General features: G+C 45.1%; 11 protein-coding genes. 6 read left to right on the forward strand and 5 right to left on the reverse strand.

Features of this window, described 5'->3' with window-relative positions:
• Positions 1-258: 258 nt before the first annotated feature.
• Positions 259-2742 carry a glycogen/starch/alpha-glucan phosphorylase gene (locus tag Q338_RS09640; RefSeq protein WP_034294753.1) on the forward strand — a complete coding sequence of 828 codons (2484 nt, stop codon included), beginning with the start codon at positions 259-261 and terminating at the stop codon, positions 2740-2742.
• Between the two features lie 252 nt (positions 2743-2994).
• Here Q338_RS09640 and Q338_RS09645 read toward each other — a convergent pair whose 3' ends face one another.
• Both Q338_RS09645 and Q338_RS09650 read right to left on the reverse strand, forming a co-directional pair.
• Complete coding sequence (locus tag Q338_RS09645) at positions 2995-3750, reverse strand: DUF6585 family protein (protein ID WP_034294755.1); 756 nt, start codon at positions 3748-3750, stop codon at positions 2995-2997.
• A 170-nt stretch (positions 3751-3920) separates the two neighbouring features.
• Entirely contained in the window at positions 3921-4994 is a 1074-nt protein-coding gene (locus Q338_RS09650) for a TerC/Alx family metal homeostasis membrane protein (protein WP_115723572.1), read from the reverse strand.
• A gap of 248 nt (positions 4995-5242) precedes the next feature.
• Between Q338_RS09650 and smpB the strand changes: the two genes are divergently transcribed.
• From smpB to Q338_RS09665, 3 genes are all read left to right on the forward strand, one after another.
• The gene (gene smpB, locus Q338_RS09655; RefSeq protein WP_034294758.1) at positions 5243-5689 is read left to right on the forward strand and encodes an SsrA-binding protein SmpB; all 447 of its coding nucleotides are present in this window, start codon (positions 5243-5245) and stop codon (positions 5687-5689) included.
• A gap of 43 nt (positions 5690-5732) precedes the next feature.
• A complete protein-coding gene (gene folK, locus Q338_RS09660; protein ID WP_084693585.1) occupies positions 5733-6212 on the forward strand; it encodes a 2-amino-4-hydroxy-6-hydroxymethyldihydropteridine diphosphokinase in 480 nt (159 codons plus the stop codon).
• A gap of 210 nt (positions 6213-6422) precedes the next feature.
• Positions 6423-7097: a hypothetical protein gene (locus Q338_RS09665; RefSeq protein ID WP_034294763.1), complete on the forward strand. Its 675-nt coding sequence runs from the start codon at positions 6423-6425 to the stop codon at positions 7095-7097.
• A 245-nt stretch (positions 7098-7342) separates the two neighbouring features.
• Here the strand turns inward: Q338_RS09665 and glnE are convergent, their stop codons facing one another.
• The 3 genes from glnE to htpX form a co-directional block, all read right to left on the reverse strand.
• Positions 7343-10042 (reverse strand): bifunctional [glutamate--ammonia ligase]-adenylyl-L-tyrosine phosphorylase/[glutamate--ammonia-ligase] adenylyltransferase, encoded by a 2700-nt coding sequence (glnE, locus tag Q338_RS09670; RefSeq protein WP_084693586.1) that lies wholly within the window; start codon positions 10040-10042, stop codon positions 7343-7345.
• Between the two features lie 136 nt (positions 10043-10178).
• A complete protein-coding gene (locus Q338_RS15365; RefSeq protein WP_280517557.1) occupies positions 10179-10304 on the reverse strand; it encodes a hypothetical protein in 126 nt (41 codons plus the stop codon).
• A gap of 94 nt (positions 10305-10398) precedes the next feature.
• The gene (gene htpX, locus Q338_RS09675) at positions 10399-11259 is read right to left on the reverse strand and encodes a protease HtpX (RefSeq protein WP_034294764.1); all 861 of its coding nucleotides are present in this window, start codon (positions 11257-11259) and stop codon (positions 10399-10401) included.
• A 115-nt stretch (positions 11260-11374) separates the two neighbouring features.
• Between htpX and Q338_RS09680 the strand changes: the two genes are divergently transcribed.
• Positions 11375-11671: a hypothetical protein gene (locus Q338_RS09680; RefSeq protein ID WP_147293658.1), complete on the forward strand. Its 297-nt coding sequence runs from the start codon at positions 11375-11377 to the stop codon at positions 11669-11671.
• A gap of 114 nt (positions 11672-11785) precedes the next feature.
• Positions 11786-12817 carry a TraB/GumN family protein gene (locus Q338_RS09685; protein WP_034294766.1) on the forward strand — a complete coding sequence of 344 codons (1032 nt, stop codon included), beginning with the start codon at positions 11786-11788 and terminating at the stop codon, positions 12815-12817.
• Positions 12818-13109 lie beyond the last annotated feature (292 nt).

A 13109-nucleotide genomic window follows, 5' to 3' on the forward strand; every position in this document is an offset into this window, starting at 1 on the left:
TTTCAGGCTGCCTTTCAGTACACGACAAAATTCATGTAGGGTGCGTATTACGCACCGAAATTTCAATTATTTGAATGATTTGGTGCGTGGTACGCACCCTACATTTTGAGTGTTGGTAAAAATTGTCGTGTACTGAAAGGCTGCCTGAAAAACACCCTCTACCCTATCCGCCACACAAAATCATTTTGATAAAATCTCCCTTTTTCAGGCTGCCTGAAATATAATCACACTTTCCCCCTAAAACAGAGTGCAGCTATCATGTCTAATAATGCTTTGCAATTCCAAGAATACGAATACGCCATGCCCCAACCCAATGCGGAGCGCATTCGCCAATCCATTGTTTATAAATTAATTTTTATCTTGGGCATTGACCCTAAAGACGCAACACCCGAAAACTGGCTCAATGCCGCCATGTTTGCCGCACGCGATTTGATGACTGAAAGTTTCTTACACACACGCCGCGCCCACGAATCGCAACGTAAACGCATGGTGTATTATTTGTCTATGGAATTTTTGATGGGTCGCGCATTTACCAATGCTTTGATTAATCAAAATTTATACGAGCCATTCGCGCAAGCCTTCAAAGAATTAGGTTTGGATTTGGGCGAAATTTCGGAACACGAAGCCGACCCTGGTTTGGGTAATGGCGGCTTGGGTCGCTTGGCAGCGTGTTTCTTGGATTCTTTGGCAACTTTGCGTATTCCTGCAATGGGTTACGGCATTCGTTACCAATATGGTATGTTCAAACAGGAAATTGTGGACGGTCAGCAAGTGGAAAAACCCGATTTGTGGCTGGACAATGATATGGCGTGGCAATTCAGTCGCCCGAATAAGCGTTTCCTTGTACATTTTGGCGGTCATTGTGTCCATTTTGACGGTAAAGTAACATGGCAGCCTGCAGAACAAATTAGCGCGATTGCCTATGATGAAATCGTACCTGGTTTTGGCGCACAAGTTGCCAATCCTTTGCGTTTGTGGACAGCACATACTGGCGATTTGTTTGATTTGAGCAAATTCAATCGTGGCGATTATTTCGCAGCAATGGAACAACAGCAAAAAAATGAAAATATTGCCAATGTTTTGTATCCAAATGATGATACCAATGAAGGCAAAGTCTTGCGTTTGAAACAGGAATATTTCTTGGTGTCTGCTTCGGTGCAGGACATTATTGACCGCCATTTGTGCCGTTTCCCAAACATCAAAACGCTGGCTGATGAAGTGGCGATTCATTTGAACGACACCCACCCTGTGTTGGCAATTCCTGAATTAATGCGTGTGTTGATGGACGAACATCATTTGCCATTTGATGAAGCGTGGGCGATGTGCCAAAAAATCTTCTCCTACACCAACCACACATTGATGAGCGAAGCTTTGGAAAAATGGTCGGTTAATTTGATGTTGAATTTGTTGCCGCGCCATTTGGATATTATTTATAAAATCAATAGTGTATTCTTGGAACAGGTTAAAGCGTCTGGTTATGACGATGATTTTGTGCGCCGCGTGTCCATTATTGTGGACGAACATGATGGTCAGCAAGTGCGTATGGCATGGTTGGCGGTGATTGCGTCTCACAAAATCAATGGGGTGGCAAAATTGCACTCTGATTTGATGGTTAGCTCATTGTTTGCCGATTTTGCCAAATTGTTCCCAGAGCGTTTTACCAATGTAACCAATGGGGTTACGCCACGCCGTTGGATTGCGGTGGCAAATCCGCCTTTGGCTGCTTTGTTGGACAAATATTTGGAAACAAGCGATTGGCGCATTCATTTAGACAAATTGGTAAAACTAAACGAATTTTCAGGCAGCCTGCAAGTTCAACAAGAATTTGCAGACGTGAAACGTGCGGCAAAAGTGCGTTTGGCGGATTATGTGGAACGCGAATTGGGCATTAAAATCAGCCCAGACGCGCTGTTTGACGTGCAAATCAAGCGCATTCACGCCTACAAACGCCAATCCATGAATATTTTGCACATTGTTCATCGCTATTTCCAAATTTTGGATAATCCGAATGCGGATTGGCAAGCGCGTGTGTTTATTTTGGCAGGCAAAGCGGCTTCGGCCTACCATGAAGCGAAACACACGATTCGTTTAATCAACGATGTCGCCAAAGTCATCAACAATGACAGCCGTGTACGCGATTTGATTAAAGTGGTGTTTATCCCGAATTACAGCGTGAGTTTGGCGCAATTGATTATTCCTGCGGCGGATTTGTCGGAACAAATTTCTTTGGCAGGCAAAGAAGCATCAGGCACAAGCAATATGAAATTTGCCCTGAATGGCGCATTGACCATCGGCACATTAGACGGCGCAAACGTGGAAATCCACGAGCGCGTGGGCGATGAGCATAGCTTTATTTTCGGCAACACGGTGGAACAAGTGGAAGCCCTGTACGCTCGCGGTTACAATCCATACGAATTTGTGGACAATGACCCTGATTTGCGCCGCGTGTTTCACGCAATTGCCAACGGGCATTTTTCGCCAGAAGAAACCTCGCGTTACAGCGCATTAATGCACAACGGCGACCATTTCCAACGCTATGCCGATTTCCGTGCCTATGTGGACACGCAATTGAAAGTGGACGCGCATTACCGCGACCAAGCCGCATGGCGCAAATCTGCCATCATCAATATTGCCAATATGGGCTATTTCTCGTCCGACCGCTCTATTGAAGATTATTGCCGCGATATTTGGTACATCAAGCCTTTGACCGAGCAAGAATTGCCCAATAATGGACGTGGTTAATTCATTGATTAAATAAACAAACAGGCAGCCTGAAAAGTTTTCAGGCTGCCTGTTTTTAGTTTTGTAGGGTGCGTACCACGCACCAAATCATTCAAATAATTTGATAATTTGGTGCGTAATACGCACCCTACATAAATTAGTAATGATTTATATAGTGGATTCAATTTAAATCAGGACAAGGCGACAGCGACCGCAGTGTACACATAGTACATAAGGGAGCTGGCAACGCTGTACTGGTTTAAATTGAATTCACTATAAAAATGGAATTTTGTAAACACGATAACCAAATTGTTCCACATTCACATCATTAAATTCAATAAAGCGGCACAACATATTGAAATTCGCCACATTACGCAATTTGGTTTTGCTGAATGTCAGGCGTTTCACACCGCCTTTTTCACTTTTTTCGTATAGGCGCACATAGCCATCTTTGATGGAAAGCTGCCCAATTTGGTTACGCAACAAATATTTACCGCCCACCACCACATGATTGCGGCTCAATTGCACATCGCCAAACGCCAGCACTTCGTCCGCGTCAAACAATTGATTGAGCATATACATACTGTTTTTGTAAATATAGGCTTCCATGACTTTAATAATTTCATTGTTGCGATTGAAATTAGATGAAATTTTGTAATGAAAACCATCGTTGTCAATGAAAATGGTAACGTGCGGCAAAAAACGCGCACTCAAAAACCCCAAACACCAACGGCGCACAAACACTTGGGTAAATTCATTAAACACAATAATATTGGTACGCGCAAACAAGCGTTTGTGAATCAAACCATTTTCATACACAATCACCCGCGCCCACAAAAAATCCAGCAATAAATACAATGTAACAATGCCCAGCACCACGCTACCAATGATTTCATTCATGGTAACTTGTTTAACGGGGAACACCAGCACCAGCGCAGGAATCAGCACCAACGCCGTCCAACACCCAAAGCGAATCGGCGATTTGCGCGATTGAAATAAACGCGCCCCTAATTGTTCAGGAACTTTCATGTTTTGATGACCTTTTTTTATTGAAACGAGTTTTTTAGGCAGCCTGAAAATCATTAATCAACCATGTAATCAGGGCATATCGTACGAAACAATATGCCCTGAAATATCAGTATTTGCCTAGTTTACGGCAAGCCTTATGCCGTTTCAAGTTTTTCAGGCAGCCTGAAGACTCAATCTTCTATATCCCACTGATTTTGCGGAAAAAGCAAAGAAGCCACCACACCCGCCACCAACACCAAAATCACCACCACCAAAGATGAATTGGGCGAAATCTGCCAACCATGATGGAAAAGATGATTGCTCGCCGATAATGCCAATTTAAATGCAATAAAATACAATAAGATACAAACCGCCGCTTCCAAATGCACCAAATAGGCTTTCAAGGCTTCCAGCACAAAATACATGGTTCGCAAACCCAAAATAGCAAACATCATCGCGCTATACACAATCAAAGGTTCACGCGATACCGCAATCACCGCAGGCACGCTGTCAAATGCAAACATCACATCGGTTAATTCAATCACCGCCAAACACAAAAATAAAGGCGTTGCCACCCACGCATTGGGCGTTAATTTTTTCGGGCGATTGAGTTTTTTATTGGTGGTGTGTTCGCCAGCCAATTCCAATTTGGTGTCGGGGTGGGCAGCGCGAGCCGCCGCCAGCGTGTCGCCGCGCAAAAAGAAATAATCGCCGTGCAATTTGGGGAAAACAGGAAAAAATTTGTGTACCCAACGATAAGCAATATGTTGTGAATAATCTTCTTCCTCATCATGTTGCTCATTATTTTGCATCATAAAATAACCCGAAGCCCCCACAGCCACCGCAAACAATAATTCCACCAATGGGTGTAAGGACATCAACCCCACCCCCAATGCCACAAACACCATGCGAAACACAATTGCGCCAATAATCCCCCAATACAACACGCGATGACACAAATGTTCAGGAATATTGAACCACGAAAAAATCGCCATCATCACAAACAAATTATCCACCGACAACACTTTCTCCAAAGCATAGCCCGTGAAAAACAAACTCGCCATCTCCCCACCATGATGCCACCACAAATAGCCACCAAATGCCAATGAAATCAATATCCAAAATACCGACCACCACGCCGCACTTTTCAAAGAAATCGTGTGATTATCGCGGTGCGCGAACAAATCAATCGCCATCGCACCCAACGATAGGGCAGCAAAAACCAAAACGGTTTCCAAGGGGAAACCGAGTGCGGACAGTAGCATATTATTGTTATCCTGATGAATAAATGTGTGTTTTGAAGAAAACCTAATTTTCAGGCAGCCTGAAAAATTGTGCGAGTAAATATTTAGTAAACTGTGTAATTATAACGAAAGCGTTTTGATTTGTTAAATGAATTTTCTGGTTTAAAAAGAATAGGCACAGGGAAATATAAATTTTAGCTATTTTCAGGCTGCCTGAAGCCATAATTCTGTTAAAATCGCCCCATTTCAAATTCACAGGAAAAACCAAAATGTCTATTGCAAACAATCGCAAGGCGTTTCACGATTACTATATTGAAGAGCAAATTCAAGCAGGGCTGGTGCTGCAAGGCTGGGAAGTGAAAGCCATACGCGCAGGACGTGTGCAACTGAAAGAAAGCTACATTTATTGGCGCAAAGACGCGTTTTATTTGGTCGGCTGCCACATCACCGCGCTACCCACCGCGTCCACCCATGTAAAACCCGACCCAGTTCGCCCACGCAAACTATTATTAAATCAACGTGAAATCAATAAATTAATCGGCAAAACGGAACGCGCGGGCTACACCATTGTGCCGCTTAATATGCACTTTCATCGCGGCAAAATCAAGGCGGAAATTGGTTTAGCCAAAGGCAAAAAATTGCACGATAAACGCGAATCCAGCAAAGAAGCCGATTGGAAACGCGAGAAACAGCGTTTGATGAAAAATGCGCGTTGATTTTCAGGCTGCCTGAATTTTTTTATTAATCAATATGATAAATATGAATACCATCATCATCGCCTTGGGCAGCAATTTGGACAATCCCGCCGAACAAGTCCGCCGCGCCGCCAAATGTATCGCCGATTTACCTGAAGTCAAGCATTTCCAATTGTCGCCGCTTTACCGCACCACGCCTGTGGGCTACACCGACCAGCCCGATTTTATCAATGCGGTGGCGGTGGCGCACACCGACACATCGGCAGAAAAATTGTTGATTTTATTGCAAAAAATTGAACAGCAATTTGGGCGTGTCCGCACTTTTCGCAATGCGCCGCGTACTTTGGATTTGGATATTATTGATTTTAATCATATAAATATTCAAACAGATAATCTGGAATTGCCACACCCACGCGCACATTTGCGTGGTTTTGTGATGGTGCCGCTTGCCCAAATTGCGCCCGATTATGCGATTGGCGAACACGGCACGGCGGCTCAATTGGCGGTAAAATTAGGTAATGATGGCATGGAACGCCTGAATTAACGGTAAAATTTCAGGCAGCCTTTTTTACACGACAAGAATAATCGTAGGGTGCGCCGTGCGCACCAAAATAATTGAATCATTTAAACATTTCGGTAAATTTGGTGCGCATGGCGCACCCTACATATTTGGCATTGATAAAATTGTCGTGTACTGAAAGGCAGCCTGAAAAATCTGTTTCAGGCTGCCTGAATTTTTTGAAATTTTATCATCATGAAAAATAAGCTGATTTTCCCCATTATTTTATCATGTGCCGCCCCCATCGCGGCGGCGCAAACCACTTATATTTGCTTGGTGCATGGCAAACCTGCGTACACGACTGTGAAACAAGATAATTCGTGTAAACCCTCTCAAATCAATGGCATAAGTGAAGCGAACACGGCGATTTTTGCGCCGCCGATTCGCGTTGCCAGCGAAGTGGCGTTGCCCAGCGAAGCCGCGTCCGCGCCCATCGCCAATTTGGATTTGGACGCGAATGATGAGATTGCGAAAATTTGGCATGCTCACGAATATGGTTCGTATGACCGTGTGCCCATTTTGCCGCCACCCAAACCGCGTGTAGCGGTGGCGAAACCCGATACGCCCCATGTTGCGCCACCGCGTTCAGGCAGCCTGAAAACGGCAAAACCTGCCACACGCACGGTTTATGCCAATGTGAGTCGCCCCACGATTTCTGTGGCGTATCAAGCACCTAGCGTGCCTGTATTGTCGCGCCGCGATGTGTTAAACCAAGAAATTGAGCGCGAACAAACGGCGTTGAAAGTCGCCAAAATGCAGCTCGCCACCGCGCAAAAACGCAATGACAGCGCGAATATCATCAAATTAAACAATGTGGTACGCGATAGAGTCGCCAATGTGCAGGCTTTGCAAAGGGAATTGTCTAGATAAAATAAGGTGAATTCGGGATAAGAAAAATGAAATATCCCATAAAAATAAAAGACTTGCGTAGGGGCGTGCTTGCACCCACCCTACGCAAGTATTTTATTTTCATGGAGTTTTTTTAGTACACAATCATTTTTACCAACCCCTAAAATGTAGGGTGCGTACCACGCACCAAATTCGCCATCATAATTTAAATTATTCAAGCCATTTGGTGCACACGGCGCACCCTACATGAGTTTTGTCGTGTACTGTCAGGCAGCCTGAAACCTAACTTCTTCCCCAAACACCGCCGCCCACAAATCCCTAACCGCTTGATAATGCGCCAATAATTCCGCATTCACTTCCATACGCTGCCAATCGCGCAAATTTTTATTGTGCTGCTGCTGACGATAAAAACGATACGCCACCGCCGCACGTTCCGCCAACTCCCCATCAATCAAATCACGCCGTGCCGCCATGCCCAAAAGCGCAATATTGCCATAATTTTCAAGCAATTTTGGTTCACGTCCACTTTCCGCCAACACCAAATATTGCACCAAAAATTCAACGTCCACCACGCCGCCACGCGCATATTTCACATTGCTGTCCACAGGTGGGTGGGTGGCGAACATTTTTTCACGCATGGCAATAATTTCCTGTTTTAACTGAACTTTATCGCGCTCCTGCGTTAAAATTTCACGGCGAATTTGCTCAAATTTCGCCCCCACCGCCCCATCGCCACACACAAATCGCGCCCGCGTCAAAGCCTGATGTTCCCACGTCCACGCCTGTTCGCGCTGATATTTTTCAAACGCCGCCACGCTGTGCGCCAAAAAGCCCGCTTCCCCATTCGGGCGCAAACGCAAATCCAATTCATACAGCGTTCCTGCTCCTGTGCTGCCTGAAAGCCAAGTGCTTAATCTTCTTGACAATTTTGTGTACACTTCCACCGCATTCCCGTCATCATCATCGTAAAGATAGACCAAATCCAAATCCGAAGAATAGCCCAATTCCTTGCCGCCCAATTTGCCATACGCCACAATCGCAAATTTCGGTGTGTCCAAATGGCGTTTTGGCACACTTTGCCATGCGTGGATAAGTGTTTGTTCCAAAACCAAATCTGCCAATAAAGACAATTCATCGCTCAAGGCTTCCACCGTCCATTGCCCCGCCAAATCCTGCACCGTCAAACGGAAAACCTGTGCATGCTGAAAACGGCGCAACACGTCCATTTTCGCTTCCGTATCATCGCCACAGGCATTCAGGCTGCCTGAAAGTTCCACCGAAACCTTTTGCCAATCAATTGCTTCCATTAATTGTGCAGACAATAATTCGTCCAACAAAATTGGATGTCGCTGCAAATAATCCGCCAGCCACGCACTCTGCGCCATCAAATCCGCCACGCGCCGCAACGCCGCCGAATGCTCCTGCAAAAACGCCAAATACGCTGACCGCCGACTAATCGCCTCCAAAAAATCCAGTAATCTCAATAAACAAGCATCCGAATTAGCACCAGCCGCCGCCGCTTCAATCAAACGTGGCACCAGCGCATCAAATCGCCGTTGCGCGTGGGCGGACAATTGCCGATACTTACCCCCTTGTTTTAATTGAATTAATCTATTGGACAATTCCGCCGCATGCGTAAAACCCAAATCAGACAATGTGTCCAATACACCATCGCTTTGTTCAGGCAGCCGTGTCCAAATATCGGCTAATTCGTGTTCGCTGTCCAATTCTTCCGTTTCTTCGCCTAAAACATGGTTAAATATTTGATTAACAAAACTTCTATGCTCATTCAGGCAGCCTGAAAAATCCGCCCAATTGGCAAAACCCATGCTTGCCGCCAATGCGTTTTGCTGTTCGGCGTATTCGGGCAAGGTTTGCGTTTGCTGGTCGTCCCAATACTGCAAACGGTGTTCCACATCACGCAAAAATCGGTAGGCATTCAATAATTTATCTACCACTTGCGTATCCAAAATACTCAATTCCGCCAATTTCAACAGCGTTTCTTGCGTACCTTTTAATTGCAAAGCGCGATTTTGCCCACCGCGTATCATCTGAAACATTTGTGCCACAAATTCCACTTCCCGAATACCGCCTGCGCCCAATTTCACATTGTCCGCCATGCCGCGTTTTTGGACTTCTTGTCTAATTTGGCGGTGCAAATCGCGCATGGCTTGATAAGCGTTAAAATCCAAATATTTGCGAAACACAAATGGGCGAATTAATCCTTGAATATCATTGAGATAGGGCGTAACAACTCGCCCTTTGCACCACGCATAGCGTTCCCACTCGCGCCCCTGCGTAATCAAATATTGCTCCAACGCCGCTTCGCTGCACACCAAAGCCCCACTATCGCCATCGGGTCGTAGCCGCATATCCACACGGAACACTTGTCCATCAGCCGTTATCTCATTGAGCAGACTGATTAATTTTTGTCCAACTTTGGTGAAAAATTCTTGATTGGTGCGCTCGCGTTTACCATCCGTGTCGCCATTTTCGGGATAGACAAAAATCAAATCCAAATCGGACGACACGTTCAACTCAAAACCGCCAGCCTTGCCCATCGCCACCACGCTCAATTGCTGCGGCTGACGGGTAAAATGCCCAATTGGCGTGCCATACATACCGATATGGTATTGATATGAAAAAGAAAGTGCCGTATTCACCGCAAAATCGGCAAATTCGGTAATCGTGCGCGTAACTTCCGCCAAATCGGACACGCGGGCAAGGTCTCGCGCCATAATGTGCGCCATCACATGACGGCGCAACACGCGTAATTGCCGTGCCAATTCTTCTTCATTTTCATCAACTTGCAATTGTCGCCAATCGCAAAAATCGGCGTAATCTTGCGGCGTGATGGGGCGTGCGAGCCAAGTGGACATTTTGTCTAAATCCAGACGTTGATTGTCCAATTGGCGCGTGAGCCATTGGGAATAAGGTTGGGCTTGGTTTAATAAGCTGATGGGCATTTTGGGAAACTCCGTAAGCAATGGATTTGGCATGGATTATACGGTTTTCAGGCTGCCTGAAAACAGAAAAATTTGCCATAATGCCCCATTGCCTTGTACACGCGTTGCGCCGCGTACCACGCCGCCCACCCCACGATTAGCCATTTTCCCCTATTTCAGGCAGCCTTTCCGTACACGACAATTTTACCAACACCCAAAATGTAGGGTGCGTACCACGCACCAACTCATTCAAATAATTAGAATTTCGGTGCGTAGTACGCACCCTCTACTCATCAGGTAATCATGTTTACCGTAAAACCAAATCACAAAAAGGCAGCCTGAAAATACTTTCAGGCTGCCTGATTGATTTTATTTGATTACATATATTGCAAACGCGCAATGCGGTTATCCAAACTGGGGTGGGTACTCATCAGCGAATCTTTGTTTTCGCTGGCAATGCCCATCGCCGCCATATCGGCTGGCAATGCACTGCCCTGCCCTTTCAAGCGTTGCAGCGCGGCAATCATTTTCGGCGCACCAACCAATTTCGCCGCGCCTGCGTCTGCGCGGTATTCGCGTTGGCGGCTGAAATAATACACAATCAGGCTGGCTAGGAAACCAAACAGCATTTGCAAAATCATGTTCACGGCAAAATACACGCCTGCATTGCCTTGATTTTCGCCATTATTATTGTTGCCGCCCATCGTGTTGGCAATTATGCCCGCAATCAATTTGGCAAAGAAAATCACAAAAGTATTCACCACACCCTGAATTAAAGTCAGCGTAACCATATCGCCATTGCCAATGTGCGCCATTTCGTGCGCCAACACGGCTTCCACTTCATCGCGTGTCATGCCGCGCAACAATCCTGTGCTGACCGCCACCAGCGAGCTGTTTTTGGTCGCGCCTGTGGCAAATGCATTGACTTCGGGTGAATCGTAAATCGCCACTTCGGGCATTTGCAAACCCCATTGACGGGCTTGCGCGGCAACGGTGTCCAGCAACCATTGCTCCACTTCATTTTGTGGCTGCTCAATCACAACCGCGCCAACCGATTGTTTTGCCATGTATTTTGACATCAGCAGAGAAATAATAGAGCCTGTGAAACCCATCACCGCCGCCCCCGCCAACACACCGCCCAAATTGATGCTGCGATTCAGCCCAAAAATGTGAAAAATCAAGGTGATAACAATTAATACGGCAAAATTGGTTGCCAAAAAGAGAAAAACACGTTTCATATTGGAGTCATTTGTCTGGTTTGAAGTGTGGATATTATGGCGGATTTTGTTTCAAATGAAAGGGGGGAAATGTAAAATCTGTGCAAATTCGCGGCGCGGGAATTTTTCGGCTAGAATGATGGCTTTAATGAATGTTCAGGCTGCCTGTTTAAGTGTGGTAAAAATGTTGAAAATAATGGGTGGCTATAGATTGTATTGCCCCACCCAACAATTTTCAGGCAGCCTGAAAATGATTTTTTTAATATTTCAAAGGATTAATCAATATGGCATTTGCATTTTTTTCGCAGGACAAGGTTCGCAAACGCGCCGAGTTATGGCGGCGATTTTGGGTTTGGAAGACGGGCAAATCCGCCAAATCTGCGCCAAAGCGGAACGAGGGTGCATTTTGGGATGCATAAACAGTTATTTTTAAAAAACAGTTAAATCAAGCTTTATTTTACCATTTTTTACTTTTCAGGCTGCTTTTTCTGTAGATTTTATCCTTTATGCTATGATACTGTTTTAACAAAAATTTTGGATAAACATCATGAAAAATAAAATCTTAAATATCGCTCTCGTGCTGATTGCTGTGGCGAATCTATTTTTCTTCGCGCAACCATATTATCAGCAATATCAGAGTAAACAAAAATACACCGTCCAGTTTCCCGAACCCAAGCAATATCCACGTCAGGAAATGGACTGGAAACAGCCTGTCTTGAGTAGTAATGTGTGGAAAATCAGCAAAGTAGGGCAGTCTGATTCTTATTTATTAGGCACTTATCACGCTGGCGAGGCGCATTTGAAAATCCACCCGCAAGTAAAACAATTATTACAAAAAAACCAAAAACTGATGCTGGAATCCAACACCGATTTAACCGAAGATGAGCAAAAAACCATGCTCTACAGTTTGCTGCTCAATATTCATGGCAAAAAACCTTTGTTGAAAGAGCAAATGGGCAAAGAGGATTTTGATAAAGTGGCGAACAAAATGAGGCAGTTTCCCAATGGCGATGTGATGGCGAAATCGTTGAACAATTATTATGGGTGGTCGGCATTGATACTCACGGCGACTTTGCGTGATGGACTGACACCGCAAACAGGTGTGGATTCGCTGGTTAAACAACAAAGTCAGCAGTTAAAACAACCCATTGGCTATTTGGAAACTGTGAACGAGTCATTATTGTATTTCCGATTGCTGCCTGATGATTTGGCAATTGCCGCTTTAAAAGACTGGGCAAACACGCCTGTTCATACCAAAGAAGATAAAAAATTGTATTTCGCTTACAAAAATGGGCAATTCAAAGACCTCGCCCCACTCATTCTCCAAGAATTGATGGACACCAGCGACACCCATTTATCAGCAAAACAGCAAGAGCAAGTGTTGGATTGGTTTGTGCATGATTTATTGATTGCCCGTACGCGCAATTGGTTGCCGACCATGCAGCAGGAAATGGCGAAACAATCTACGGTGTTTGCAGTGGGAATTGGGCATTTGATGGGCAACCAAGGTTTGATTACTTTGTTGCGTGAACAAGGTTACACCATTACACCAGAACCAAAAATGTTGATTTGGCAATAAAATATTGAGATTTCAGGCTGCCTCACAGTACACGACATTTTTTTGTGTGGTTTTTGTTTGTTATGTACGGTGAGGCAGCCTGAAAAAATCCCCCCTGTGGCACATTCCCCTGATTTCGCGTAAGATAAACTCCCAACTCTCCCCATTTTTGATTAATTAAGAACCTGTATTCATAATCTTAATATAGTCGTAGAAATGAAAATGCAGTACAAGGCGACAACGCCCGCCGTGTACGAATAGTACATAAGGGCGTTGGCAACGCCGTACTGCTTTTTCAGTTCTGCGACTATAG

It is taken from the genome of Alysiella crassa DSM 2578 (assembly GCF_000745955.1).
Taxonomy (GTDB): Bacteria; Pseudomonadota; Gammaproteobacteria; order Burkholderiales; family Neisseriaceae; genus Simonsiella; species Simonsiella crassa.

Bases quoted from the DNA above. Each gene is read 5' to 3' on its own strand.
- Q338_RS09640 (WP_034294753.1), top strand. From the start codon at position 259: ATGTCTAATAATGCTTTGCAATTCCAAGAATACGAATACGCCATGCCC.
- Q338_RS09645 (WP_034294755.1), bottom strand. From the start codon at position 3,750: ATGAAAGTTCCTGAACAATTAGGGGCGCGTTTATTTCAATCGCGCAAA.
- Q338_RS09650 (WP_115723572.1), bottom strand. From the start codon at position 4,994: ATGCTACTGTCCGCACTCGGTTTCCCCTTGGAAACCGTTTTGGTTTTT.
- smpB (WP_034294758.1), top strand. From the start codon at position 5,243: ATGTCTATTGCAAACAATCGCAAGGCGTTTCACGATTACTATATTGAA.
- folK (WP_084693585.1), top strand. From the start codon at position 5,733: ATGAATACCATCATCATCGCCTTGGGCAGCAATTTGGACAATCCCGCC.
- Q338_RS09665 (WP_034294763.1), top strand. From the start codon at position 6,423: ATGAAAAATAAGCTGATTTTCCCCATTATTTTATCATGTGCCGCCCCC.
- glnE (WP_084693586.1), bottom strand. From the start codon at position 10,042: ATGCCCATCAGCTTATTAAACCAAGCCCAACCTTATTCCCAATGGCTC.
- htpX (WP_034294764.1), bottom strand. From the start codon at position 11,259: ATGAAACGTGTTTTTCTCTTTTTGGCAACCAATTTTGCCGTATTAATT.
- Q338_RS09680 (WP_147293658.1), top strand. From the start codon at position 11,375: ATGATGGCTTTAATGAATGTTCAGGCTGCCTGTTTAAGTGTGGTAAAA.
- Q338_RS09685 (WP_034294766.1), top strand. From the start codon at position 11,786: ATGAAAAATAAAATCTTAAATATCGCTCTCGTGCTGATTGCTGTGGCG.